General features: G+C 62.6%; 30 protein-coding genes. All 30 read left to right on the top strand.

Annotated elements, in window-relative coordinates:
• Positions 1–2: 2 nt before the first annotated feature.
• The 30 genes from JHL16_RS25045 to fliR all read left to right on the top strand — a co-directional run bounded on the left by JHL16_RS25045 (position 3) and on the right by fliR (position 25,754).
• On the top strand, positions 3–1,025 hold the full coding sequence (locus JHL16_RS25045; protein WP_200187627.1) for a FliG C-terminal domain-containing protein: 1,023 nt from the start codon (positions 3–5) through the stop codon (positions 1,023–1,025).
• 9 nt (positions 1,026–1,034) lie between these two features.
• On the top strand, positions 1,035–2,123 hold the full coding sequence (gene flhB / locus JHL16_RS25040; protein ID WP_200187626.1) for a flagellar biosynthesis protein FlhB: 1,089 nt from the start codon (positions 1,035–1,037) through the stop codon (positions 2,121–2,123).
• 48 nt (positions 2,124–2,171) lie between these two features.
• On the top strand, positions 2,172–2,561 hold the full coding sequence (locus JHL16_RS25035) for a hypothetical protein (protein ID WP_246771164.1): 390 nt from the start codon (positions 2,172–2,174) through the stop codon (positions 2,559–2,561).
• Between the two features lie 54 nt (positions 2,562–2,615).
• Complete coding sequence (gene flgB, locus JHL16_RS25030; protein WP_200187624.1) at positions 2,616–2,993, top strand: flagellar basal body rod protein FlgB; 378 nt, start codon at positions 2,616–2,618, stop codon at positions 2,991–2,993.
• 3 nt (positions 2,994–2,996) lie between these two features.
• Complete coding sequence (flgC, locus tag JHL16_RS25025; RefSeq protein ID WP_200187623.1) at positions 2,997–3,419, top strand: flagellar basal body rod protein FlgC; 423 nt, start codon at positions 2,997–2,999, stop codon at positions 3,417–3,419.
• A complete protein-coding gene (gene fliE / locus JHL16_RS25020; protein WP_200187622.1) occupies positions 3,416–3,727 on the top strand; it encodes a flagellar hook-basal body complex protein FliE in 312 nt (103 codons plus the stop codon). The genes flgC and fliE overlap by 4 nt, the downstream gene beginning before the upstream one ends.
• A 9-nt stretch (positions 3,728–3,736) precedes the next feature.
• Positions 3,737–4,525 carry a flagellar basal-body rod protein FlgG gene (gene flgG, locus JHL16_RS25015; protein WP_200187621.1) on the top strand — a complete coding sequence of 263 codons (789 nt, stop codon included), beginning with the start codon at positions 3,737–3,739 and terminating at the stop codon, positions 4,523–4,525.
• A gap of 14 nt (positions 4,526–4,539) precedes the next feature.
• Complete coding sequence (flgA, locus tag JHL16_RS25010; protein WP_200187620.1) at positions 4,540–5,001, top strand: flagellar basal body P-ring formation chaperone FlgA; 462 nt, start codon at positions 4,540–4,542, stop codon at positions 4,999–5,001.
• A complete protein-coding gene (gene flgI / locus JHL16_RS25005) occupies positions 4,998–6,185 on the top strand; it encodes a flagellar basal body P-ring protein FlgI (protein WP_200187619.1) in 1,188 nt (395 codons plus the stop codon). The genes flgA and flgI overlap by 4 nt, the downstream gene beginning before the upstream one ends.
• Positions 6,186–6,241: 56 nt before the next feature.
• Positions 6,242–6,724 carry a MotE family protein gene (locus tag JHL16_RS25000; RefSeq protein ID WP_200187618.1) on the top strand — a complete coding sequence of 161 codons (483 nt, stop codon included), beginning with the start codon at positions 6,242–6,244 and terminating at the stop codon, positions 6,722–6,724.
• Positions 6,721–7,425 (top strand): flagellar basal body L-ring protein FlgH, encoded by a 705-nt coding sequence (gene flgH / locus JHL16_RS24995; RefSeq protein ID WP_200187617.1) that lies wholly within the window; start codon positions 6,721–6,723, stop codon positions 7,423–7,425. Before JHL16_RS25000 ends, flgH begins: the two co-directional genes overlap by 4 nt.
• Before the next feature lie 15 nt (positions 7,426–7,440).
• Entirely contained in the window at positions 7,441–7,956 is a 516-nt protein-coding gene (locus tag JHL16_RS24990) for a flagellar basal body-associated FliL family protein (RefSeq protein ID WP_200187616.1), read from the top strand.
• Positions 7,953–8,693, top strand: a complete 741-nt coding sequence (fliP, locus tag JHL16_RS24985; RefSeq protein ID WP_200187615.1) for a flagellar type III secretion system pore protein FliP — start codon at positions 7,953–7,955, stop codon at positions 8,691–8,693. Before JHL16_RS24990 ends, fliP begins: the two co-directional genes overlap by 4 nt.
• Before the next feature lie 154 nt (positions 8,694–8,847).
• On the top strand, positions 8,848–9,774 hold the full coding sequence (locus JHL16_RS24980) for a flagellin N-terminal helical domain-containing protein (protein WP_200187614.1): 927 nt from the start codon (positions 8,848–8,850) through the stop codon (positions 9,772–9,774).
• A gap of 131 nt (positions 9,775–9,905) precedes the next feature.
• Positions 9,906–11,531 (top strand): flagellar basal-body MS-ring/collar protein FliF, encoded by a 1,626-nt coding sequence (gene fliF / locus JHL16_RS24975; protein WP_200187613.1) that lies wholly within the window; start codon positions 9,906–9,908, stop codon positions 11,529–11,531.
• Positions 11,528–12,124 carry a hypothetical protein gene (locus JHL16_RS24970; protein WP_200187612.1) on the top strand — a complete coding sequence of 199 codons (597 nt, stop codon included), beginning with the start codon at positions 11,528–11,530 and terminating at the stop codon, positions 12,122–12,124. The genes fliF and JHL16_RS24970 overlap by 4 nt, the downstream gene beginning before the upstream one ends.
• On the top strand, positions 12,121–13,416 hold the full coding sequence (locus JHL16_RS24965; protein WP_200187611.1) for a MotB family protein: 1,296 nt from the start codon (positions 12,121–12,123) through the stop codon (positions 13,414–13,416). The genes JHL16_RS24970 and JHL16_RS24965 overlap by 4 nt, the downstream gene beginning before the upstream one ends.
• Complete coding sequence (locus JHL16_RS24960; RefSeq protein WP_200187610.1) at positions 13,413–14,609, top strand: chemotaxis protein; 1,197 nt, start codon at positions 13,413–13,415, stop codon at positions 14,607–14,609. Before JHL16_RS24965 ends, JHL16_RS24960 begins: the two co-directional genes overlap by 4 nt.
• A complete protein-coding gene (gene fliK / locus JHL16_RS24955; RefSeq protein WP_200187609.1) occupies positions 14,606–15,901 on the top strand; it encodes a flagellar hook-length control protein FliK in 1,296 nt (431 codons plus the stop codon). Before JHL16_RS24960 ends, fliK begins: the two co-directional genes overlap by 4 nt.
• Entirely contained in the window at positions 15,846–16,421 is a 576-nt protein-coding gene (locus JHL16_RS24950) for a transglycosylase SLT domain-containing protein (protein ID WP_200187608.1), read from the top strand. Before fliK ends, JHL16_RS24950 begins: the two co-directional genes overlap by 56 nt.
• Before the next feature lie 218 nt (positions 16,422–16,639).
• Positions 16,640–17,398 (top strand): winged helix-turn-helix domain-containing protein, encoded by a 759-nt coding sequence (locus tag JHL16_RS24945; RefSeq protein WP_200187607.1) that lies wholly within the window; start codon positions 16,640–16,642, stop codon positions 17,396–17,398.
• Between the two features lie 88 nt (positions 17,399–17,486).
• Complete coding sequence (locus tag JHL16_RS24940) at positions 17,487–18,749, top strand: flagellar hook protein FlgE (protein WP_200187606.1); 1,263 nt, start codon at positions 17,487–17,489, stop codon at positions 18,747–18,749.
• A gap of 41 nt (positions 18,750–18,790) precedes the next feature.
• On the top strand, positions 18,791–20,266 hold the full coding sequence (gene flgK, locus JHL16_RS24935; RefSeq protein WP_200187605.1) for a flagellar hook-associated protein FlgK: 1,476 nt from the start codon (positions 18,791–18,793) through the stop codon (positions 20,264–20,266).
• 4 nt (positions 20,267–20,270) lie between these two features.
• A complete protein-coding gene (locus JHL16_RS24930) occupies positions 20,271–21,320 on the top strand; it encodes a flagellar hook-associated family protein (RefSeq protein WP_200187604.1) in 1,050 nt (349 codons plus the stop codon).
• A 21-nt stretch (positions 21,321–21,341) separates the two neighbouring features.
• Positions 21,342–21,689, top strand: coding sequence for a flagellar biosynthesis regulator FlaF (gene flaF, locus JHL16_RS24925; protein ID WP_200187603.1), 348 nt, complete (start codon positions 21,342–21,344; stop codon positions 21,687–21,689).
• Positions 21,686–22,135, top strand: coding sequence for a flagellar biosynthesis repressor FlbT (gene flbT, locus JHL16_RS24920; protein ID WP_200187602.1), 450 nt, complete (start codon positions 21,686–21,688; stop codon positions 22,133–22,135). The genes flaF and flbT overlap by 4 nt, the downstream gene beginning before the upstream one ends.
• A complete protein-coding gene (flgD, locus tag JHL16_RS24915) occupies positions 22,126–22,533 on the top strand; it encodes a flagellar hook assembly protein FlgD (protein ID WP_200187601.1) in 408 nt (135 codons plus the stop codon). The genes flbT and flgD overlap by 10 nt, the downstream gene beginning before the upstream one ends.
• On the top strand, positions 22,530–22,796 hold the full coding sequence (gene fliQ / locus JHL16_RS24910) for a flagellar biosynthesis protein FliQ (RefSeq protein WP_200187600.1): 267 nt from the start codon (positions 22,530–22,532) through the stop codon (positions 22,794–22,796). Before flgD ends, fliQ begins: the two co-directional genes overlap by 4 nt.
• 115 nt (positions 22,797–22,911) lie before the next feature.
• Positions 22,912–25,002, top strand: a complete 2,091-nt coding sequence (gene flhA, locus JHL16_RS24905) for a flagellar biosynthesis protein FlhA (RefSeq protein WP_200187599.1) — start codon at positions 22,912–22,914, stop codon at positions 25,000–25,002.
• Positions 24,999–25,754 carry a flagellar biosynthesis protein FliR gene (fliR, locus tag JHL16_RS24900; protein WP_200187598.1) on the top strand — a complete coding sequence of 252 codons (756 nt, stop codon included), beginning with the start codon at positions 24,999–25,001 and terminating at the stop codon, positions 25,752–25,754. The genes flhA and fliR overlap by 4 nt, the downstream gene beginning before the upstream one ends.

The following is a 25,754-nucleotide window of genomic DNA, read 5'->3' as shown; positions in this document are numbered from 1 at the left end:
CGATGAGTCCTGCGCGCAAGTCCGATTCATACGGTGGGGCCAAGAAGGCGGCACTCCTGCTGCTTGCCATGGGGAAGAACCATGCAGCCCAGGTCCTGCGCCATTTCAGCGCCGAGGAGCTGCGCCTCATCCCCCGTTTCGGCGCGGACTCCGACCGCGTCACCGGGGTGGAATTCGAAGGCCTCGTCGAGGAGTTCGGACGCGAATTCGCCGACGGCATGAAATTCATCGGCACTAGCCAGGAGGTCGAGGATCTGATCTCCGGTGTGCTGACGCCTGAGCAGATCGCGCAGATGAAGCCGGAAGTCGTGACGGAGAGGAGCGAGCCGGTCTGGAGCCGGCTGGCGGCTTTGAACGAGCAGGTTCTCGCCTCCTATATCGCGCTGGAGCATCCGCAGATCGCCACCGCCATTCTGAGCCGCATGCCGTCCGAGTATGCCGCCAAGATCATGGGGTTGCTCAACCCGGCCTTGCGTCGCGATGTCATGGGCCGCATGCTCAGCCTGACCGACATGCATCCCGAAGCGATCGCCCTTCTCGAACGCGCCCTCGCCGATGACCTTCTGGCCGGGCCGGCGCGCGGCGGACAGCAATCCGAAAGCCGCAGCCGTGTCGCCGATATCATCAACCGCCTGGACGAAGCGCAGGTTGCCGATACGTTGAGCACGCTGGCGCAGACCCGTCCCGAGGACGCCGATGCGCTGAGGGGAATGCTGTTCACCTTCTCCGACATCGTCAAGCTGACCAAGGCCGCCCGCACATTGCTGCTCGACAAAGTGCCCACCGACCGGCTGGTCGTGGCCCTGACCGGAGCCGATCCGACACTGCAGGAAATGGCGCTCTCCTCTCTCACCGCGCGCACCCGCCGCATGGTCGAGGCCGAGCTGAAAGGCGGTCAGAACCCGTCGCAGCGCGACATCCGCTCGGCGCAACGCAGCATCGCCGATCTGGCGCTTGCCATGGCGGGACGCGGCGAGATCGAGCTCAATCCGCCCGATCCCGAAAGCGTATCGCAGGTCGCATAAGCCCCGGCCATGTCGGAAAGCGTCGATCAAGACAGTAAAACGGAAGAGGCAACGCCTCGCAAGATCGAAGACTCGATCGGCAAGGGCAATGTTCCGTTCTCGCGCGAGGCGCCCATCTTCGCGTCGCTTCTCGCGATGCTGACGGCCGCGCTTTTCCTGATGCGCGAGAGCGGCTCGCGCCTTGTGGTGGCGCTCGAGCAGTTCATCGAGAATCCCGCCGGCTGGTCGCTCGAAAGCGATAGCGATGCTGCACTTCTTTTCGGCACGGTGGCGCGCGATCTCGCGATATTCCTCCTGCCGCCGGTCGCCGTGCTGATGGTCGCCGGACTCGTATCCTCCCTGATACAGAATCCCGTATCATTCGTCGGCGAGCGCATCAGGCCGCAGGCGTCGCGCCTGTCTCTCGGCAAGGGTTGGAAGCGCATCTTCGGAATGCATGGCCAGGTGGAGTTCCTCAAGAGCTTGTTCAAGTTCGTGGCGATCGGGGCGATCACCTTCATCGTGGTCAGCTCCGAGCAAGGCCGGATCCTCAATGCCATGCTGATCGAGCCCGGCTCGCTGCCGGAGCTCGTGCTCGGCATCGCGCTGAGATTGCTGGCTGCCGCCTGCGTCGCGACTGTCGTTCTGATGGCGGTCGATCTCGTCTGGTCGCGCTTGTCGTGGCTGCGCGAATTGCGCATGACCCGCCAGGAGGTGAAGGAGGAATACAAGCAGTCGGACGGTGATCCGATCGTGAAGGCCAGGCAGAGGTCCTTGGCGCGCGACCGCCTGCGCAAACGGATGATGGCGTCGGTGCCGCGGGCGACGCTCGTCATCGCCAATCCGACGCATTATGCGGTGGCGCTGCGTTACGAGCGGGCGGAGGGTGGTGCCCCGGTGGTCGTGGCCAAAGGCCAGGACCTGATCGCGCTCAAGATCAGGAAGATCGCCGAGGAACATGGCATCCCGGTGATCGAAGACAAGCCTCTGGCAAGGGCCCTTTGCAAGAGTGTCGAAGTCAACATGATGATTCCGGCGGAGTTCTACCAGGCGGTTGCCCAGCTCATTCATTTCATTTCCACCCACAAACAACATTATTCGACAGGAAACAGGCAGTAGACGATGCGGCGTTGCGAAAGTGATCATGACATCATTCGCGAGAGGGCCTTGGGCGACGGCTTAAGCGAGGTGGCGACCGAGCTCAGGCTCGTCGACGTGACCGACCTGATCGCTTATATCCGCGGCGAGCAGCTCGCCAATCTCGGGGATATCGTCAGTTCGTCGATCGAGCGTTTCTTCAAGCCCGACACCCTGCGTTACGGCAAGGCGGCGGATATCGACCTCTCCTGGGGATCGGAGCCCGCCATCAAGATCGACATGGAGTTCCACAATCAGGATGTGAGCGTGTATTTCTCGCTCCTGCTTGAAAGCCTGAGGGCCGGCGTGGAGATCAACTATACGAATCTCAACGACGCCGCCGGCGATCCGAGCCGGAACACGGCGCGCCTCATCAAGGCCATCGCCGACGCCCGGCTCATGGCCTACCGTCCCGCATAAGCTCCAGACAAGCTTGCCTCTATAAACCCTGAAAGGCATTCAGGGTGTCTTGTCATGAGTGGGATAGGTCTTTTCGGGGTCGCCTTTCAGCAGGCGCAGTGGTTGTCGGTCCGCCAGACGGCCATCGCGGAGAATATCGCCAATGCCAATACCCCTGGCTACCGGGCGCTCGATGTCGAGCCTTTCGAGAGCGTGCTCCAGAAGGCGGGCCTCGATCTCAGCCGCACGGCGTCCGGGCATATGGCCACCGGCATGAACGGAATTCGCCCGCCGGCGATTGAAAACGGCAAGGACATCAAAGTCTCGGCGTCCGGCAATTCGGTCAGCGTCGAGCGTGAGCTGATCAAGGCCGACGAGGTCAACCGCGCTTATGCCCTCAACACCAATGTCGTGAAGGCCTTCCACAAGATGCTGCTGATGAGCGTGAAATAGGCCATGTCCGATCCCCTGCAGATATCGCTGCGCGTGGCCGCCTCCGGCCTCGAGGTGCAATCCACGCGTCTGCGCGTGGTCGCGGAAAATCTCGCCAATGCGCAATCGACCGGCTCGACCCCTGGCGCCGACCCTTATCAGCGCAAGACGGTGAGTTTCGAAAACGTGCTCGACCGGGCGAGTGAGGCGTCGCTCGTCAAGGTGAGCGATATCAGCGTCGATCAAACGCCCTTTGAGCTCGAATACCGGCCGGGCCATCCGGCCGCCGACGAGCGCGGCTTCGTCAAGCTGCCGAATGTCAATATGGCGGCGGAGCTCGCCGACATGCGCGAGGCCAACCGGTCCTATGAGGCCAATCTGCAGATCATCAAACGGACGCGCGAGCTGTTGTCGATGACCATAGATCTCTTGAGGAGTCAGGGATGATCGATCCGATCTCTTCCTTCGCGTCGAAACTATCCTCGGGCGCGGTCGGCGGCCCGGCGCGTCCCGCTGCCGGAAATTTTGGCGCATCCGGCGTCGATTTTGGCACCGCGCTGCAGCAGGTCGCTGCCGATGCGGCCCAGAGTCTCAAGACGGCGGAGGCGGTCTCGGTCGCCGGCATGGAGGGCAGGGCGTCCGCTCAGAGGGTCGTCGAGGCCGTGATGACCGCCGAGCAGAATCTTCAGGCGGCGATCGCCATCCGCGACAAGGTCGTCAATGCCTATCTCGAACTCACCCGCATGGCCATTTGAGGTTACTTTATGAGAGCGCTTGCCATCGCCGCCACCGGAATGTCCGCCCAGCAGCTGAATGTCGAGGTGATCGCGAACAATATCGCGAATATCAACACGACCGGCTTCAAGCGGGCGCGCGCCGAATTCACCGACCTTCTTTACCAGACCGAGCGCCTGCAAGGCGTTCCCAACCGGGGCAATGAGAATATCGTGCCGGAGGGCGCGCAATTGGGGCTCGGCGTGCGCACCGCCGCGATCCGCAATCTCCATATCCAAGGAACGCTCGCCCACACCAACAACAAGCTCGATGTCGCCATCACCGGCAATGGCTGGCTGCAGGTGACAGGCGCCGATGGTGAGATCCTCTATACCCGCGCCGGCGCCTTGAACACCAATGCCACCGGCCAGCTCGTCACCGTCGATGGCTATCTGGTCGAGCCCGCCATCACGCTGCCGCCCGACACCGTCGATGTCAGCATCACCGAGACCGGCCAGGTCTTCGCCCGTGTCGGCGGCCAAGCGGCCATTCAACAGGTCGGCCAGTTGACCCTGGCGAACTTCGCCAATGAGGCGGGACTGGACCCCTTGGGCGGCAATCTCTATCGCGAGACGGCCGCCTCGGGCGCTCCGGTGACGGGCAATCCCGGCGATGCGGGCTATGGCACGCTCCGGCAGTTCTATCTCGAAAGCTCCAATGTCGATCCGGTGCGCGAGATCACCGAACTGATCCAGGCGCAGCGCGCTTATGAAATGAACTCCAAGGTCATCCAGGCCGCCGACGACATGTCGAGTGTCGTGACCAAGGGCATCAGGTAAACGGACAACCGCCGATGAATTTTCTCCGCTGGCTTCTCGTGATCACCGTCCTTTCCGGCACGGCGGAGCTTTCGCGCGCCGAGGACGTTCTGCTGGCGGTGCCCAACGTCACCCTCTATCCGGGCGACGTGATCAGCGACGCGCAGATCGTCGAGCGCGCCTTTGCTCCGGGCACCACCGGCAAGCTGCCGGTCGCCGAGCAGCGGTCGGCGGTGGTCGGCAAGGTGGCGCGGCGTACGCTGCTGCCGGGCAAACCCATTCCCTTGCATGGTCTGAAGGATCCCGATGCCGTTACGCGCGGCGGCGCGATCATTGCCATGTTCAAGGCCGGCGGACTGACCATTACCTCGACGGTCACGCCGCTGCGCTCCGGCCAGGTCGGCGATGTCATCGAGGCGCGCAACACCGACAGCGGGCAGATCATCCGCGGTGTGATCCAGGCCGATGGAACCTTGCGCGTGGGTCTCGCGAGATGAAACTCGTGGCGTTTGTCTGCTTCCTGGCTTTGCTGTGTGTGCCGGCGCCGGCGGGCGCCGTGGACCTGCTGCAGGCGCCGGGCACGCAAGGCGGCGCCGGCCGTGGCCGCGATCTCATTCCTTCACCGCCCTTGTCCGGCGGCTATGCGCGCGTGAAGGATATCGCGGTGCTGCAGAATGTGCGCGATAACCAGCTCATCGGTTATGGCCTCGTGATCGGCCTTCAGGGCACCGGCGACAGCCTGCGCAATTCGCCTTTCACCGAGCAGTCGATGCGCTCGATGCTCGACCGGCTCGGCGTCAATATCCGCGGCGCGCAGCTGCGCGCGCGTAACGTCGCCGCCGTCATCGTGACCGCCAATCTTCCCCCCTTTGCGGGCAAAGGCTCGCGCATCGACATCACCGTGTCGTCGCTGGGCGATGCCACCTCATTGGGCGGCGGCACGCTGGTCTTCACGCCGATGACCGGCGCCGACGGCCGGGTCTATGCTGTCGGGCAGGGCGCCATCGCGGTGTCGGGTTTCTCGTCTTCCGGGGATGCTGAAAATCTGACGCAAGGCGTTCCCACCACCGGGCGCATCGCCAATGGCGCCCTGGTGGAGCGTCAGACGCGTGGCCAGTTCTCCGATATCCAGGATCTCGTCCTCGAATTGCGCAACCCCGATTTCGGTACCGCGGTGAATGTGACGGACGCGATCAACGCCTATGCCATCCAGCGTTATGGCCGCGCGGTCGCCGAGGAGCGCGACCTGCGCACCATCGTGCTCGACAAGCCGGACCGGGTCGGCGCGGCGCGCTTCATCGCCGAGATTGGCGAGCTTCCGGTGATGCCGTCGACGACCGCCCGTGTCGTGATCGATGAACGCTCGGGCACCATCGTCATCGGCCAGGATGTCACGATCTCCACCGTCGCGGTCACCCATGGCAGCCTGACGGTGCGCGTCACCGAAGAGCCGACGGTCGTCCAGCCCGAGCCCTTCTCGCGCGGCGAGACGGCGGTCGAGCCGCGCACGACGATTTCCGCCCACCAGCAGGATGGGCAGCTGCGCATCGTCGACGGTGCCGATCTCAACACCCTCGTCGAGGGCTTGAACCAGATGGGCCTCAAGCCGATGGGCATCATCTCCATCCTGCAGGCCATCAAGTCGGCGGGCGCGCTGCAGGCGGAGCTCGTCGTCCAATGAGGCCCGGATACGCGATAGCCGCTGGCGCTCTTCTCCTCCTTCAGGTGCAAGGTGCCTTGGGGCAGGACGTGTCGCCCGGCATATTCAAGGCCGATATGGGCCTCATCACCGGATCAACCACGCCGATCGAGCCGCAGAGCGCCTCGCAGCAATATTGCGTGAATATCGCCGACCAGGCGGCGGATGCGCGTTTTGCCTGGCAGGCCAAGACGATCAACGAGCTCGAAAAGGAAATCGACAAGCGGCTGGCCGAGCTCGAGGCCAAACGCGCCGAATATCAGGAATGGTCGAAGAAGCGCGAGGAGATCCTCGCCAAGGCCTCCGAGCATGTCGTCTCCATCTATGCCAAGATGCGCGCCGATGCCGCCGCCCTGCAGCTCGCGGTGCTCGACGACGAGATCGCCTCGGCCGTGCTGGTCAAGCTCAATGCCCGCACCGCCAGCGCCATTCTCAACGAGATGGAGCCGGGGCGGGCGGCGCAACTCACCAAGGCGATGGTCGATGCCGCGCGCGGTACGCCTGCCGGAAAGAAATCATGAAGCGTAAAATTCCAGCCTTGCCCTTTTTGCTGCTGCTCGCCGGATGTGCGGTCGACCCGCAGGACTTCAATACGCAGCCGCATCTGACGCCGGTCGGGTCCGGCATCCAGCGGATCAGCACCGGCGGTCAACCGCAGTCGCTGCAGAATCTCGATGAGGACATGAACCCGCTGTCGTGGGAAGGCACCAGCGCCGATCTCTTTCGTGATCCCCGGGCGCGGCGCATCGGCGACATCGTGACGGTCAACATCTTCATCAACGACAAGGCGAAACTCGATAACAATTCCGAGCGTTCGCGTGAATCGGGGGCCGATGCCGGCTTTGCCATCGGTCTCGACTTCATGCCCACCACCTATCCGACAGCGGGCCGCGGCTCCGTCGATTCGAATTCCAAGTCCAAGGGCAAGGGCGAGATCGACCGGTCCGAGAAGATCGATCTGTCGGTGGCGGCTCTCGTCACCGACCTCCTGCCCAACGGCAATCTGGTGATCAGCGGATCGCAGGAGGTCCGCGTCAATTTCGAGGTTCGCGTGCTGACCATCGCCGGCGTGGTCCGGCCGCAGGACATCTCACGCGAAAATACCGTGCCGTATGACAAGATCGCCGAGGCGCGGGTCTCCTATGGCGGTCGCGGTCGTCTGTCAGAAGTGCAGCAGCCGGGTTGGGGGCAGCAGCTCTTCGATATCTTCACACCCTTCTAGGCGCTTCTGGGCGAAATGGCGGAAGAAACAGAAAAGACCGAAGGGACTGACGCGGTGGCGGATACGCCGAAACCCGGGACATCGATCATTTCGCTGATCGTGGCGCTGGTGCTGGTGACGGCGCTTGCCGCCGGCGCCGGTGGGCTCGTCGGCATATTGCTCTATTCCAAGATCGAGCATGTCGCCAAGGAAAAGGCCGCCGCCAAGGAAGAGAAGGCTGTGGCCGAATATGCCGGGGACCTGACGGTCACGACGGTGCCGCCGATACTGACCAACCTCGCCAACCCGTCCACGGTCCTCCTCCGCATCGAGGCGTCGCTCATTTTCGATGGCGCCGCGCCCAAGGATGCCGATGCCCTCGCCACCCAGATTTCGGGCGACGCCATGGCCTATTTGCGCACCGTATCGCTGCGCCAGATCGAAGGCGCTTCCGGTCTCTTGCATTTGCGTGAGGATCTGACCGAGCGCGCCAAGATCCGTTCCGAGGGACGGGTGCGCGAATTCATCATCCAGGGGCTGGCGGTCGAATGAAGCGGGCCGTCCTTGCCGCACTGCTTCTTCTGGTGTTTCCGGCAGCGACTGCGCTGGCGCAGGCGCCTGATATAGGCTCGATCCTGCCGAGCAGCGATCCGACGGCGGCGGGACGTATCGTCCAGTATATCGTGCTGATCACCGTCCTGTCGGTGGCGCCCGGTCTTCTGATCATGGTCACGAGCTTCACCCGCTTTGTCGTGGCCTTGTCGTTCCTGCGCTCAGGATTGGGCCTGCAAAGCACGCCGGCCAATATCATCCTCATCACCCTGGCGCTGTTCATGACCTTCTATGTCATGGCGCCGACCTTCGACCGGGCCTGGAATAGCGGCCTCAAGCCTTTCATGGACAATCAGATCAGCGAAGAGGTGGCCTACAAGCAGATCACCGATCCTTTTCGTGAGTTCATGACGGCGCATGTCCGCGAAAAGGACCTGCGCATGTTCGAGGACATGGCCGCTCAGAACTTTCCCAAGCGAGCCGAGGGCGCCGAGATCGACCTGCGCGTGCTCATTCCCGCTTTCATGATTTCCGAGTTGCGGCGCGGCTTCGAGATCGGCTTCCTCATCGCTTTGCCGTTTCTCGTCATCGACCTCATCGTGGCGACGCTCACCATGTCGATGGGCATGATGATGCTGCCGCCGACCGCGATATCGCTGCCCTTCAAGATCCTGTTCTTCGTGCTGATCGACGGCTGGAATCTCCTGGTCGGCAGCCTGATCAGATCTTTTTCCTAGATCTTAAGGGATGGGTAACGAATCGCCGTTATGAAATTAAGCATGGCAGATTAGGGCCTGCGATCGATACGCGCCCTGAGAGCATGATGCCGCTCTGCTATGCCGGTGCAAGCCCGGTATTCCAGTACGAAACCGTTCGAACAGGGCATCATCCATGTCTAGCATTATGACGAATACCTCAGCCATGACTGCGCTGCAGTCGCTGAACTCCACCAACAAGTCGCTCGATCAGACCCAGGCCCGCATTTCGACGGGCCTCCGCGTCGCGACCGCCTCCGACAACGCCGCTTACTGGTCGATCGCGACCACCATGCGCTCCGACAACTCCGCTCTGTCGACCGTTCAGGACGCCCTCGGCCTCGGCGCCGCCCAGATCGACGTCGCCTATACCGCCACCGACAAGGCCATCAAGGTCGTCGACGAAATCAAGAGCAAGCTCGTCGCCTCCAGACAGCCTGGTGTCGACCGCACCAAGGTTCAGTCCGAAATCACCCAGCTGCAGTCGCAGCTCATCGGCATGGCGGCCTCCGCCTCGTTCAGCGGTGAGAACTGGCTGTCGGTCGATTCGAGCGCGGCGAGCTACAGCTCCACCAAGACGATGGTTGCCTCCTTCACGCGTTCCGGCGCCACCGTATCGATCGGCACGATCTCGATCAACGTCGATTCGAGCAAGCTGTTCGACGCCAGCGCCACGGCGGCTGGCATCCTCGACACCGAAAGCACCACCACGAATGGCAACGTCGATTATTCAGTCTCGACCCTGAATATCTCGACGCTCACCGACTCCGCCGATGACCTCGAAGACCTGGAGCAGATCATCGGCACCGTCGACGGCGCCCTCAAGTCCATGGCGACCTCGGCCAGCGATCTCGGCGCCGCCAAGAAGCGCATCGGCCTGCAGCAGGACTTCGTCTCCAACCTCATGGATGCGATCGACCGTGGCGTCGGCCAGCTCGTCGATGCCGACATGAACGAGGAATCGACCCGCCTCGCCGCTCTGCAGGTTCAGCAGCAGCTCGGCATCCAGGCGCTCTCGATCGCCAACCAGAACAGCCAGAACATCCTGTCGCTGTTCCGCTAAACGATCGATATTTTGAATTGAGATGAGGCCGCGCCGCCTTCGGGGGCGCGGCTTTTCTTTTGCGGTCATGCCCCGCGCAAGCTTCCGCGCCGAGAATCCCGCTATCGGTGCGGAGATTCGAAGGACTGGGGATGGCCTATATGGAGCATGCGGAGCGGTTGTGGGGCAGTGTCTTAGGACTCGGCGCACGCCGGCTCATGGCGCTCGCCGTGATCGGGATCAGCGTCCTCGCTTTTGTCGGCCTTGCCGCCTATTTCCTGAGCCGCCCCAGCAATGAAGTCCTCTATACCGGCCTCGATGCCCAGGATGTCACCCGCGTCGGCGCCGCTTTGACCGAGGCGGGAATCCCCTTCGACGTGAACGCCGAAGGCACCGCCGTCATGGTGCGCTACGGTCAGACCGCCAAGGCCCGTATGCTGCTGGCCGAGAAAGGCCTGCCGCGCAGCGAGACCGCCGGTTATGAGCTCTTCGACAATATGGGCTCGCTCGGTCTCACTTCCTTCATGCAGGAGGTCACCCGGGTGCGTGTTCTCGAAGGCGAGATCGCCCGCACCATCCAGTCCATGAAGGACATCAAGGCCGCCCGCGTCCATATCGTCATGCCCGATGGCGGCTCCTTCCGCCGCGCCCAGCAGCCGCCTTCCGCCTCGGTGGTCATCCGCACCGACACCAGCGATGAATTCGGCTCCGCCCAGGCGATCCGCCACCTGGTCGCCGCCGCTGTTCCGGGCCTGTCTGTCGATCAGGTGACGGTCCTCAACACCAGTGGCGTCCTGCTGGCGTCGGGTGGCGACATGGCCAGTGCCGCGCCGGGCAAGCTCGCCGGCCTGGAGAAATCTGTCAGCCAGGAAATCCAGGACAATATCTCGAAGACCCTGGTGCCCTACCTGGGGCTCGCCAATTTCCAGGTCAGTGTCGCGGCGCGCCTGAACACCGACAAGAAGCAGACCAGCGAGACCATCTTCGATCCCGAATCCCGCGCCGAGCGCTCCATCCGCACGGTGAAGGAAACCGGGACAACGCAGAACAGCAGCGGCAAATCCTCGGTCAGCGTGTCGCAGAATCTTCCCGACGGCCAGCGCGACACGCCGGGCTCCGACAACTCGACCCAGGAATCGGAGAGACGTGAGGAGCTCACCAATTTCGAGATGAACTCCAAGACGATCTCGACGGTGAGCGACGGCTACCGGATCGAGAATCTTTCTGTCGCCGTGGTGGTCAACCGCGACCGCATCGTCGAGCTTCTGGGCAAGGACGCCAAGCCTGAGGATATCCAGGCCCAGACCCAGGAGATCCAGCAACTCGTCGCTTCGGCGGCCGGGCTCGATGATGGGCGTGGCGATAAGGTCAAGGTGACAGCGGTGCAGTTCTTCCAGAATGGCGCCGCCATGGAGCCGGTGATGGGTGACGGGCTGATGGATCAGCTGCTGCGCCAATCCGGCACGCTGATCAACGCCGTGACCGTGCTCTTGGTGGCGGCCCTTCTGATCTGGTTCGGACTCAAGCCGGCCTTGCGCACGATCATGCAGCCCCAGGCTTTGCCGCAATCCATGCCTGGCCTTCTGCCGGGCGCGACCTCGGCCAGCCATGAAGGGTCGCTCGGCATACTGAACGCGGACGAGCCCAATCTCATCGAGGATGTGACCAGCCGGATGCGGCGCACGCCGCAGAAGCGGCTGGAGCAGATGGTCGAATATGACGACGAGCAGGCGGCGGCCATTCTGAAGCAATGGATCATGGAAGCGAAGCACGCATGAAGGTCGTTACGCTGGCCGCCTATCTCGATCGCGGGAATGCCGGTCCCGGTGCAGTGCCGTTGACGGTGACGGCCGCCCCGCTGATGACGCGCGAGGAGGAGATCGCCGAAGCGCGGCGCGATAGCGAGAGGCTGGGCCGTGAGGCGGCGCAGCGCGAGCATGAGGAGGCGCTTCAAGCCGCGCAGCAGAGATTTGAGGCGCGCCTCGCCGAGGAGCGGCAGCTCTGGACGCGCGAGCAGGGGGATGCACTGGCGCGAGCATTGGGCGATGGATTGACCCAAATCGAGGCCGAGATCGCCGAGGTGACGGCGCGGCTTCTCGAGCCCTTCATCCTCGCCGAGGCCCGCCGCAAGACCCTGGTCGAGCTCCAGGAGACGTTGCGCGACATGCTGGCCGATCCCGAGACGGCGACTTTGCGCATCGAAGGCCCGGCTGATCTCATCGCGGCGCTACGCGAAGGAATTGGATCGAAGGATAATCTCGTCACGTTCCAGGTGAGCGAGCGCCCGGATGTGCATGTCGAGACCGGCAACACCGTCATCGAGACGCGGCTTGCCGCCTGGACGACGCGCCTCAAGGAGGCGATGGGATGAACCGGGAGGAATCCGATCCCGTCAGCCGGGAGATCGTCATCATTCGCCGGCGGGCGCATGCCGAGGGCGAGGCGCATCATGGCGGCGTCTGGAAGATCGCCTATGCCGACTTCATGACCGCGATGATGGCTTTCTTCCTGGTGATGTGGCTTATCAATGCGGCGAATGAAGAGACCCGCGCGCAAGTAGCGAGCTATTTCAACCCGGTGAAGCTCGTCGATTCCCGCACCAGCACCAAGGGCCTCCAGGATCTCGATGCCGGCGCCGACGGCATCATCACGAAAGAGCCGGTGGTCAATCGGACCAAAACCGACGCATCCGAGAAGGCGGAGCCCGGCGAGAAGAAGATCACCGAGGAGATGCTGCTGCGCCAGCCCTTCGCCGCGCTGGATCAGATCGCCGGTCCCGCCGAGGAGAAGGCGACGGCCGAGGCATCGAAAGCAGGCTCGCTTCCCGAAGAGTCCGGCCGGCCCGGCAGGTTGGGCGGCAAGGCCTATCTCGATCCCTTCGACCCGCAGACCTGGCAGCGCGTGGCCGCCACGACGGAGCCGGGTGACGAAACGCCGGTCGAGCCTGTTCTGCATGAGCAGATCAAGCTGGAAAAACCGCCGGAAGACACAGCCGGCAAGCCGGTGGAGAAACGAGCGGAAAAGCCGGCGGAGAACCCGGCCGACAAGCCGGCGCCGCCGGAGACCGTGGCCGCCAAGCCTCCTGACGACGTGAAGCCACAGGAGAAGCCCAAGGGCCAGCGGGCCGCGGCGGCGACCGAGGACAAGGATGCCGTCAAGGAGCGCAAGGCTGAACATGAGGTGCATGCGCCTAATCCCGAGCAGGACGCCAAGCTGATCGAGAAAGAGATCAAGAACGCGCTCGGTGTCAAATCACCAGGCGCTTCGCCAAAGCTCGAAGTGCGCAGCACGGCCGATGGCGTCCTGATCAGCCTTACCGATGACGCGACCTTCGGCATGTTCGCCATTGCCTCTGCCGAACCGCAGCCGGTTCTCGTGAATTACATGGAGAAGATCGGCAAGATCCTGAATGAGCGGCCTGGCAAGATCATCATCCGCGGTCACACCGATGGCCGGCCCTTCCGTTCCGATGTCTATGACAATTGGCGCCTCTCCTCGGCGCGCGCTCATATGGCCTATTACATGCTGGTTCGCGGCGGCATCGATGAAAAGCGGGTCGAGCGCATCGAGGGGTATGCCGATCGCGAGCTGAAGGTCCCCAATGACCCTGAAGCAGCCGAGAACCGGCGCATCGAAATCCTTCTGGAAGAGGGGGATTCGTGATCGTCCGCCGTCCGCTCGCGCTTGCTTTGCTGGCGAGCCTCTATCTGGCCGGCCCTGCTCAGGGCGACCAGCGGAAACAGCAGCCTTTCGAGATGGTGCGCTCGCTCCAATTCCTGCAGGAGAATATCACCCTCGGCAGCCAGGCCTCGCAGGCGGCGCAGCAGAAGTTCCTGATCCAGATGACGGAGAGTTTCCTGGCCGCCGATATGCAGACCTGGCGGGACCGGAAGAATTTCTCCGCCGCGATCATCCATGCGCTGAGCGGCGGCGATCCGGCGGTGCTGCGGGGATTGATCAAACAGGGCGCGATTGCGAGTGAAGATCTGCCTCTCGCGGAAGGCACGCTCGCTTATGCGGAAGGCCGGTCCAAGGATGCCGCCGGCCTGCTGCTGTCGGTCGACACGCGCGTCCTGGACACGGCCCTTGGCGGCTATGTCGCCCTTACCCAGTCGGCGCTGGTCGCCGATGTCGATCCCAAGCGGGCGGGACAGCTGCTCGATCTGGCGCGCCTCCTGATGCCCGGTACCCTGGTCGAGGAGGCCTCGCTGCGGCGCGAGGTCACCGCGGTCGTCCAGGATGGCGATATCGAGAAATTTGAGCGCCTGGCGCGCCACCAACTCACCCGGTTCCGGCAATCGCTTTATGCCACGGCCTTCCGCAATCAGTTCACCGAGGCGCTGATCAAGCTCGACTACAGCCTGAAATCGGGCCGGTTGCGCATGATCGCCGAGATCCTCGAAGCCTTGCCGCCGACCGATCGCCGCGAGCTCTATCTCCTGATCGCCCAGCGCGCCCTGCTGGCCGGCAAGACGGAAATGGCGCGCTTCGCCGCCGACCGCGCCGCGGAGCTGGCGATGACCGCCGGGGCGTCCGAGAATATCCGCGCCGACCTCTATGCGGCGGCCTCTCTCATCGTCACCGATGATTTCGATGCGGCGCTGCAGAAGCTCAAGGCCATCGACACCACGAAGCTGACGCCGGAAGATTCACAATTGCTCGGCAATGCCCTGGCATTGGCGACGCGATTGCGCGAATGGCCGCAACCGTCGCCATTTCCGGACATCGAGCGCGAGGATCGCGCCGTGCGTGCTAAAGAGATGGAAAACGAGGCGAAATCCATAGCGGCCCTCACCGAACGCGTGAAAGAGGCCATTGCGCGCACCGACGAATTTCTGAAGAGGCAGACGCAATGATGAATGGAGCCGCCGAGAAGACGGTGCTGACGCAAGCCCTGCCGGGCCAGCGCGGCACACGCCAGGCATCCAGTGCCCGCATGGGCCCGGATAAGCTGTTGGCGGATTTCGAAGGCCTTCTCGCCAGGCAAAGCATGGTCCAGGACCCGTCGACCGAGCAGGCCGAGGCCAAGACGCCCGACAATCACCTGGAGCAATCGCCGCGAGCGACGCCCGAAGCGCTCTTTCTGGCGCTTGCCGGCGGTGCCGAATTCATTGGACCCGAGGAGGACACCGGGCAACCTCAGATCGAGGATGATGGCGGCGACGACAGCGCCGCCGCTGAGGTCGAGGAACGGCCGTCACAAGCGACGACCCCGCGCGCCGAGATCCCGGCGATCGTGGTCATGGCGGCTACCCCGCCGCACGTGCAGGCAGAGACGAGAGAGGTCAAGCCTGTCATCAAGGATGAAACCCCACCGAAGATCGAGGCCGTGGCGGCAGATGCGGCTCCCCTGTTGATCGAAGAGTCGGCTGACGACTTGCCTGTCAATCTCGCACGGGCTGGTCAGGACGACGGTTCATCATCGCCGACCGCCGACAGTGAGGTTGTCGCCGAGAAGAGGCCCGCCAAGATTACGGAAGAGTCGCCTGCGGCCGATAAGGCGTCCAAAAGCCAGGACGGCGCGCCACCCGTCACCTTGATCCGCGTGGCTGGCCAGGAAACCCACTTCGCGCCATCGTCGGTACCCCTCTTCGACGACCAGAAGATCGGCAGCATACCGCTGGGCGCGCCGCCTGAACCCGACGCGTCGAGCCGGCCTCAGCCGCTGGCACCTGCGGTGCTGGTCAAAGCGCCGGGCGGACCGCTCAAGACATTGAAGGTCGAGCTCGGCTCGCATGAGCTCGGTATGATCAACGCGACCGTGGCCCTCAAGGACAAGGCGCTCGATCTCAGGATCGGGGCGGCGCGCGACGACGCCGTCGCGAGTCTCAGGGAAAATGCCGGCCGGCTTTCCGATGCGCTGCAGGCGATGGGCTATTCGGTCGACACCGTGTCCGTGCAGAAGATGCAGCAGAGCGACGCCGGAGCGCAGACCGGCAATGGCCAGCCCCAGCAGCAAGATGCCGGCAGCCAGGACGCACGCGGGCAGGGGCAGCAACGACCATCGAGCGGATCGGGTTTCGGCTCGGAAAACTCATCCGGACAATCTCGGTATTCGCATCGTGACGATCATCTCGCGGAGCAAGAAGGCAATGATCACGCCAAGAGCACTGCTGGCAGCCGCAATAGTCGCGGCGTCTTTCTCTGACAGCGGGTCGGTGCTCGCGGCATCGACGCCGTCCACGGTCTGTGAACAGGAGATGCTGCGCGCATCCGAGCAGCATCATGTTCCGCTCGGCGTTCTTTATGCGGTTGGCCTGACCGAGACGGGCCGCAAGGGCTCGCTGCAGCCCTACGCGCTCAATGTCGAGGGGAAGGCGGTCTATTCGGCGAGCGCGGCCGAAGCGATCCGCAAATTTCAGGTTGCGCGTGCCGGCGGCGCGAAGCTCATCGATCTCGGCTGCATGCAGATCAATCACTATTATCACGGCCGCGAATTCCGCAGCGTGAACGACATGCTGACGCCGCATCGCAATGTCGAATATGCAGCGCGTTTTCTGAAAGAGCTGCGGCAGCGCGAAGGCAGCTGGACGCTCGCCGTGGCGCGTTATCATGCCGGGCCCAACAACAATCCGGCTCAGAAACGTTATGTGTGTCAGGTCATCGCCAATATGGTGGCCACCGGTTTCGGTGCCTGGACGGCGAACTCGCGCAAATTTTGCAAGTAAAGCATCGGCCCGAAAAGTGTTTACGGTTTTCGGGCAAGCCGATGCGCAAACATAAAGACTGTCGACACGTAAGAATGCGAGATGGTTTGAATGAAACCGACTATGGTTAATATTCCATTAAACTCTCGATCCTGAATCCCTCAGTATTTACACGTATTTGACCCCCTGACTCGCGATCAATTACGAAAAGATGGTTAATGATTCGCGAGGGCCTACGGGTGATTATCATTGTCGATGAGCGTCAGATGGTGACGCAGGCCTATGAAGCGAGCTTCGGCAGGGAAGGGATCGCCTCGATGGGCTTCGGCCCGGCCGATTTCAACAATTGGGTGGAAAGCGCCGCGGTGCCCGATCTCGAGGCCGTCGAGGCTTTCATCCTCGGCGACTGTGCCGAGCGGGAGGATTATCCCCGGCAGATTCGCAACAAGACCCGCGCGCCGGTCATCGCGCTCAGTGAAAATCCCGGCCTTGAGCAGACGTTGAAGATCTTCGCCGCCGGCGTCGACGATGTGGTGCGCAAGCCGGTCCATGTCCGTGAGATCATGGCGCGCGTCGAAGCCATACGCCGCCGCCGCGAAGATGCGGCCGGTTACACCGATGTCGGCGATATCCGCGTTTTCTCCAATGGCTGCGATCCGGTCGTCAAGGGAGAGGTCCTGCTGCTGCCGCGGCGCGAGCGCCGCATCCTCGAATATCTTGTAAGCCGCCGCGGCCGTCTCGTCAGCAAGGCCCAGATCTTCAGCTCGATCTACGGCATCTTCGACGAGGACGTGCAGGAGAACGTCATCGAGAGCCATATCAGCAAATTGCGCAAGAAGCTGCGCAATCGCCTCGGCTTCGACCCGATCGAGTCAAAACGCTATCTGGGCTATCGCCTCATTGCCGAGCCCGTCGCTGAAATGGCGGCCACCGACAGTCTCGAAGACGAGATGCCGACGGCCCTTGCCTATCCGCTTGTCGACGAAATGGCCTGCTGATCACGCAATCGTCGCCGCAGCCAGCTTCACGCAAGTCTGATCGCGTCTACTGTCGTGAGATGAGACCAGTCAATCGAGGGAGTGGGCCATGAGCCTCTATGGTGTGATGCGGACCAGCACGTCGGGCATGACGGCGCAGGCCAATCGGCTGAGCGCGGTCGCCGACAATATCGCGAATTCGAACACCACCGGCTACAAGCGGTCTTTCGCCGAATTCTCCTCGCTCATCATCGATTCCAATCCCAGCAGCTATACGCCGGGCAGCGTCCAGACGACGGTGCGCACCGCGATCAGCCAGCAGGGCAACCTTCTCGGTACGACCTCGACGACCGATCTTGCTATCAGGGGCAACGGCTTCTTCGTGGTGTCGGATACCGACGGTACCCCTTATCTCACCCGCGCCGGCTCCTTCATTCCCGACAGCAACGGCAATCTCGTCAATGCCGCCGGCTTCTATCTGATGGGCTACCCCATCACCAATGGCGATATCAATGTCGTCGCCAATGGTTATTCCGGCCTCGAGATCGTCAATCTGGATGATCTCGCGATGCGCGCCAATCCGAGCACCGACGGCAAGTTCCGCGTCAATTTGCCGGCCAACGCCAACACCGTCGCCGCGGCCAACCTGCCGTCCGTAATGCCCGGCGGTGCCTCGACCGAATACACCGCCAAGACCTCGCTCGTCACTTACGACAATCTCGGCAATGAGGTCATTCTCGATGTCTATTCGACCAAGACCGGCACCGGCACCTGGCAGGTCACCGTCTTCGACAAGGCGGCGGCCGGTCCGAACGGCTTCCCTTATTCGAGTGGCCCGTTGTCGACGACCAATCTCACCTTCAACACCACGACCGGCCAGCTGACCGCGCCCAATCCGCCGACGCTGTCGGTCAACATTCCCAATGGCCAGACCCTGACCATCAACATGGGCGGCTCCACCCAGTTCGCCGGCGACTATACGATCAATGATGCGATCGTGAACGGCAACAAGCCGGTCGCGGTCGAGAAGGTCAATTTCGGCGCGGACGGCGTCGTCTATGCGACCTATTCGAATGGCAACAAGGTGCCGGTCTTCAAGATCCCGCTCGCCGATGTCACGAGCCCGAACAATCTCAATCAGCTCACCGGCAACGTCTTCTCCACCTCGCCGGACTCGGGCGACGTGCAGATCGGCTTCCCCGGCACCGACGGCCGCGGCTCCATCCTGTCCAACACGCTCGAGCAGTCGACCGTCGACATGGCGACCGAGCTCACCACCATGATCGACGCCCAGCGCGGCTATACGGCGAATTCCAAGGTCTTCCAGACCGGCGCGGAATTGATGGACGTCCTGGTCAATCTCAAGCGCTGATAGGACGCGGGAGTGGATAAGGGCAGGGGAGCCGTCACGATATGAGTTTGTCCGCGGGTTTGAATATCGCACGCTCGGCCCTGGCTGCCGTTTCGGGGCAGACATCGGTCATTTCGCGTAATATCTCGGCGCTGAACGACCCTTATTATGCGCGCCGCACCGCCAATGTGACGTCGCTTGCCAGTGGCAGCGGCGTCGAGATCTCCTCGATCACGCGGTCGACCGACAAGGTGCTTTTTTCGACCAAGATCGACGCCGCGTCGCGCGCCACGATGCATGAGGAGATCGCCGCCGCTCTGAATGCGCTGGAAAAAACCGTCAATGATCCCGCTCTGGGCCGCTCGCCCTCCGCTTTGATCGGCAAGTTCTCCGATGCGCTCCAGCTCTACGCCAATGCACCGCATGATGTGACGGCGGCCACCTCGGCGGTGGCCAGCGCGGTCAATCTCGCCAATGCGCTCAATGACGCGAACAATACGGTGCAGGGTGTCAGGGCGCAGGCCGATGCCGACATGGCGAGCTCGGTGGACCGGATCAACACGCTGTTGTCGCGGCTCGAGGACGTCAATAGCATCATCGTCAGCCAGACCGATACGGCGGGCGACCTCAGCGACTATCTCGATCAGCGCGATCAGATTCTGACCCAGCTCTCCGAGGAGATCGGGATCAAGACGGTCGCGCGGGGCAAGAACGACATCGTGGTCTATACCGATGGCGGCGTGACCTTGTTCGAAAGCAAAGCGCGCGCCGTGACCTTCCAGCCGACCGGCGCCTTCACGGGCGGGGTGGAGGGCAATGCCGTCTATGTCGATGGCGTGCCGGTCACCGGCGATACGGCCGGCATGAAAACCCATTCGGGCCGCCTGGCGGGATTCGCCGCCGTGCGCGACAACCTGGCGCCGGCCTATCAGGCGCAGCTCGACGAGATGGCCCGCGGGCTCATCGTCGCCTTCCGCGAAAGCGATCAGACCACACCGGCTGCCTTGCCGGACGTCCCGGGCCTCTTCACTTGGTCGGGCGCCCCGGCCATGCCGGGCAGCGCCGTCGTTCCGGGGATCGCCGGCTCCATCAAGGTGAATGCGACCGTCAATCCGATGGCCGGTGGCAATGCCAATCTTCTGCGTGATGGCGGCATCTCCAGCCCCGGCAATCCGGCCTACACATATAATGACACTGGCGTAGCAGGTTTCAGCGGCCGCCTGCGTGAGCTGCTCGACACGCTGGCGACACCGCAGGGTTTCGACCCGGCGGCGGGGCTCGGCACGAATGTCACGTTGGCCAAATATGCGGCCTCCTCTGCCGGATGGCTCGCGGAGACGCGCAAGACCGCGACGGGCGATTCCGAATACAGCACGACCCTCTTCAACCGAGCGAGCTCGGCTCTGTCGAACGTGACCGGCGTCAGTCTGGACGAAGAGATGAGCATCATGCTGGAGCTCGAGCGCTCCTATCAGGCCTCCGCGAAGATCGTCGCCACGATCGACGCCATGTTCGACACGCTCCTGGCCACGGTATGACGCCATGAAGACATCCTACATTTCCACCCTTTCGATGTCGGAATCCTCGCGCCGCTCCATCGCCGACCTGCAGCTGCAGCTGCTCAAGGCGCAGAAGGAGGTCGGCACAAGGCGCTACGCCGATATCGGCCTCGAGCTTGGACACCGCACGTCGCAGACCGTCAGTTTTCGGCACGATTTCGCCAGGCTCAAGGGCAATATCGACGCCAACGGTCTGGTGAAGACACGGCTCGACATGACCCAGAATGTGCTGACCAATGTCCGCAATGCGGGGCAGGAGCTTCTCAATTCCCTCTCCGTCGCGCATAGCGGAACGTCGGATCCGTCGATCGCGCAGGTGCGCGCCGAAACGGCGATGAATTCGCTGATTGCCGGCCTCAATACCACGGTCAACGGCGAATACATCTTCGGCGGCATCAACAATCAGGAAAGGCCGGTTGCCGACTATTATTCGACCCCGCAATCGGCGGCCCGCCAGGCAGTAGCCGATGCCTTCATGACCCGCTTCGGCGTCTCGCAATCATCGCCTGGCGCGGCCAATATCACGGCCGCCGACATGCAGGATTTTCTCGACAATGAATTCGCGGCCTTGTTCGACGAGCCGGCCTGGACGGCCGACTGGTCGCAGGCTTCGAGCGAGAACACCAAGAGCCGCATCTCCGGCACCGAGACCATTGCGACGGGAGAGAACGCCAATGCGCTCGCCATCCGCAAGCTGGGGCAGGCCTTCACCATGGTCGCCGATCTCGGGATCAAAAATCTCAACAAGGAAGCGATGCGCACCGTTGTCGACGCGGCGATGAAGGTGCTCGGCGAAGCGATGGGGGCCACGTCCTCGGCTCAGGCAAATCTCGGCACCGCGCAGGAAATGGTCGATCAGGCCAATGAACGCATGTCGCTCCAGGCCGACATCCTGAACAAGGAGATCAACGGACTGGAAGCTGTCGATCCTTATGAAGCGGCGACCCGCGCCAATACGCTGATGTCGCAGATCGAAACCGCCTATGCGCTGACCGGGCGGATCCAGAAGCTCTCTTTGCTGAATTTTCTCTAGTGAACGGATGATGGGTGCGTAATGTATCATTTCTCTTACGGTGAGATCATCAATGACGGCGCGTCCACGTCGCGGGACCGCGAGCGGTTGGCGCTCGACCGGTCGATCGAGCTCCTGCGAGAGGCCGACCAGCAGGGAGGTCAGTCGATCGCGGCCCTCGAGGCCCTGCTTTATGTGCAGCGGCTCTGGTCGCTGCTGCTGGAGGACCTCGCCAAGCCGGGCAACGATCTGCCCGAAAAGCTCAGGGCAGATCTGATCTCGATCGGATTCTGGATATTGAAGGAAGCCGACATCACCCGTGACGACAAGGCGCGCAGCTTCAAGGGCCTGATCGATATTTCCTCGATCATCCGGGACGGCCTCAAATGACGAGCTCCATCCGCATATCGCTCCAGCCGGGCGAGCGGATCTTCATCAATGGGGCGGCTTTGCGTGTCGACCGCCGGGTATCGCTCGAATTTCTCAACGGCGCGACGTTTCTACTCGAGAACCACGTCCTCCAGGCGGAAGACGCCACCACGCCGCTCAAGCAGCTCTATTTCGTGCTGCAGACGACCTTGATGGATCCGGCGACGGCGGCGCAAACCCTCTCGCTCTATCGGCAGTTCCATACCGCGTCATTGTCGGCCTTCGTGAACCCGGCCATTCTGGCCGAGCTCAAATTCATCGACGGCCTGGTGACCAGCGGCAAAAGCTTCGAGGCGCTGAAGGCGTTGCGGGCGCTCTTCCCGCAGGAGAGCGAAATTCTCGAAACACGACCCGCATTCGAACGACCGAACATCCGGCCGCAACAGGAGGCAATGGCATGCAAGTGAACGGCACGAATTCCTCGAATGGCGGGAACACGCCGCCGGTCCCCGGCTCGGCGGCCGCCGCTACGTTGGATTACAACGCTTTCCTGAGGCTCCTGGTGGCGGAGATGAAGAACCAGGACCCGACCAAGCCCAATGACTCGACGCAATATATGGCGCAGCTCGCCTCCTTCTCGAATGTGGAACAGGCGATCAAGACCAACAACAAGCTCGACGCGCTGCTCACCACCTCGGCGCTCAACCAGGCCGACGGGCTGATCGGACGCACGATTACATCCGCCGATGGCGCCATCACCGGCAAGGTCACGGCGATCAAGATCATTGCGGGCGGCGCCGTCGCCATTCTCGAGGGCGACAAGCAGGTTCCGATCGAGCCCGGCGTGGTCGTCAAAGCCTCATGAACGAGGCTGACGCACTTGACATCGTCCAGTCGGCCATCTGGACGGTGATCATGGCCTCAGGCCCGGCGATTGCCGCGGCCATGGCGATCGGCATCGTGATCGCGCTGTTCCAGGCCTTGACCCAGATCCAGGAAATGACCCTGACCTTCGTGCCGAAGATCCTGGTCATCTTCGTCATGATCGCGCTGACGGCGCCTTTCATCGGCGCCCAGCTCTATACCTTCACCGAGATGATCTACGCCCGAATAGAGACCGGGTTCTGACGCATCAACCCGAAAAGTTGCAGACTTTTCGGATAAAGTTGATGCGCCTAACAGAGCGAAACCCCCACGCAAGGTTACCTCGCCAAGATCAGGTTCTGATTATGGAATTTGATCTATGAGTGATGCGGCAGTCTCCAGTTACGTTCAACCGCTGAAAAGCAACGGCCGGGATATCGGCTTCGCCATCGGTATCGTCTTCATCCTGACGGTGCTGTTCCTGCCCATCCCCGCCATCATCATCGATATCGGGCTGGCCTTTTCGATCGCTCTCTCCGTCCTGATCCTCATGGTGGCGCTGTGGATCCAGCGACCGCTCGATTTCTCGGCCTTCCCGACGGTCCTCCTCATCGCGACGATGCTGCGCCTGTCGCTCAATATCGCCACCACCCGCCTGATCCTCACCCATGGCGCGGAAGGCACCACCGCCGCCGGCCATGTCATCGGCGGCTTCGCGCAGCTCGTGATGAGCGGCGACTTCGTCATCGGTGTGATCGTCTTTGTCATCCTCATCACCGTCAATTTCCTGGTCATCACCAAGGGCGCCACGCGTATCGCCGAAGTCGGCGCCCGCTTTACCCTGGATGCCATTCCCGGCAAGCAGATGGCCATCGATGCCGATCTTTCCGCCGGTCTCATCGACGACAAGGAAGCCCAGAGACGGCGCCGCGAGCTCGAGCAGGAAAGCGCCTTCTTCGGCTCCATGGACGGCGCGTCGAAATTCGTGCGCGGCGACGCGATAGCCGGTTTGATCATCACCGCCGTGAACATCTTCGGCGGTATTGTCATCGGCGTGACGCGCCACGGCATGTCGCTGGCGGATGCCTCGGATGTCTATACGAAGCTGTCGGTCGGCGACGGCCTGGTGACGCAGGTTCCGGCTCTCATCGTCTCGCTCGCCGCCGGCCTCCTGGTCTCCAAAGGCGGCAATCACGGTTCGGCCGATAAGGCCGTCTTCGGCCAGCTCGGCAATTACCCGCGCGCGCTCCTGGTGGCGGCGTTGCTGATGGCGGTGCTGGCGCTGACGCCGGGCCTGCCGTTTCTGCCCTTCGCGCTGCTCGGCGCCACCATGGCCTTCATCAGCTATGCCATCCCGCGCCGCCGTGCGCAAAATGCGGCCGCCGAGGTGGCGAAAGTGAAGGCGGCGGAGAAGCACGCGGAGGATGAGGCGCGTCAGTCGGTCAAGGAATCGCTCAAGATCGTCGAGATCGAGCTCTGCCTCGGCAAGCAGCTGGCGACGCAGTTCCTCGCTTCTCATGGCGAGCTGGCCAGCCGGGTCAAGAAAATGCGGCGCAAATTCGCCAGCCAATATGGCTTTGTCGTGCCCGACATCAAGCTCTCCGATGATCTGACGCTGCCGCCCAAGCGGTATCAGATCAAGATCCATGGCACGGTTTCCGCCACCTATGATCTGCGCATCGGCGAGGTGCTGGTTCTCATCGGTGACCAGCGCAAGCCCGACGTGCCGGGTGATGAAATCCGTGAGCCATCCTTCGGCATGAAGGCGATGTGGATCCCTGAGCTCTTCGCCAGCGAGGTGAAGCGCGACGGCTTCGCGCCGATCGACAATATCTCCATCCTGCTGACTCATCTGAGCGAGGTCATCCGCAGCAATCTGGCGCAGCTTCTGTCCTATCGCGACCTGCGTGCTCTGCTCGACCGTCTGGAGCCCGAATATAAGCGCCTCATCGAGGAGATCAGCCCGGCGCAGATCTCCCATTCGGGCCTGCAGGCGGTGCTGAAGCTTCTCCTTGCCGAGCGGGTCACGGTGCGCAACCTCAATCTCATTCTGGAAGCCGTGGCCGAGATCGCGCCGCATGCGCGCCGTCCCGAGCAGATCGCCGAGCATGTCCGCATGCGCATCGCGCCGCAGATCTGGGGCGATCTGGTCGAGAACGGCGTGCTCAAGGTCTTGCGGCTCGGCAATCGCTGGGAGCTCGCCTTCCATCAAAGCCTAAAGCGTGACGCCAAGGGCGAGGTGATCGAATTCGACATCGATCCCCGTATGATCGAGCAGTTTGGCAATGACGCCTCGGCGGTGATCCGCAAACATCTGGACAAGGGCGAGCGTTTCGTCCTGGTCACCGCTCCCGATGCCAGGCCCTATGTCCGCATGATCGTCGAGCGGCTGTTCCCGACGCTGCCCGTCCTGTCGCATGTCGAGATCGCGCGCGGGGTGCAGATCGAGTCGCTGGGCGCGTTGTCGTGACCGAGCTGGGACCTTCGACGGTCCTCGCCGTATTCGCGATCTTCTGCCGGATCGGCGGGTGCCTGATGCTGATGGCCGGCTTTTCGAGCCCGCGCGTGCCGGTCCAGGTACGGCTGTTCATTTCCTTTGCCGTCGCCTTGGCCCTGAGCCCGCTTCTCCTCGATTCCGTGCGCCCGGCGGTCGAAAACGCCTCACCTGCTTCCTTGCTTTATGTGATCGGGACCGAGACGTTCACCGGCTCGCTCATCGGCCTGCTCGGCCGCATCTTCTTTCTGGCTTTGCAGTTCATGGTCATGGCGATGACCAGTTATGTCGGCTTCAGCGCTCTGCCCGGGGTTCCGGTGGACGACAACGAGGCGATGCCGACGCTGGTGTCGCTGGTCACCATGAGCGCCACCGTACTTTTCTTCGTCGCCGACCTGCATTGGGAGGTGTTGAGCGTGCTGGTCGGGTCCTATGCGACCTGGCCGGTGGGATCCGCCTTCAGCGTGCAGGGCGGATTGATCCAGATCGCCGACCGCATGCAGGAGACCTTTCTGCTGGCGCTGCGGATGAGCGCTCCCTTCCTCGTCTTCGGCATCATCTTCAACCTGGCCATCGGTCTCATCAATAAGCTGACGCCGCAGATCCCCGTCTATTTCGTCTCTTTGCCATTCGCCACCATGGGAGGGCTCATCCTGCTCTATTTCACCATCGGCGACTTTCTCACCATTTACATCACCTCGCTCGGTGATTGGCTGCGGGCGCAGTGA

Source organism: Taklimakanibacter albus, from assembly GCF_016595235.1.
Taxonomy (GTDB): Bacteria; Pseudomonadota; Alphaproteobacteria; order Rhizobiales; family Aestuariivirgaceae; genus Taklimakanibacter; species Taklimakanibacter albus.
The sequence above is the reverse complement of the archived record's forward strand: the minus strand, read 5'-3'. Positions and strand labels throughout refer to the sequence as shown.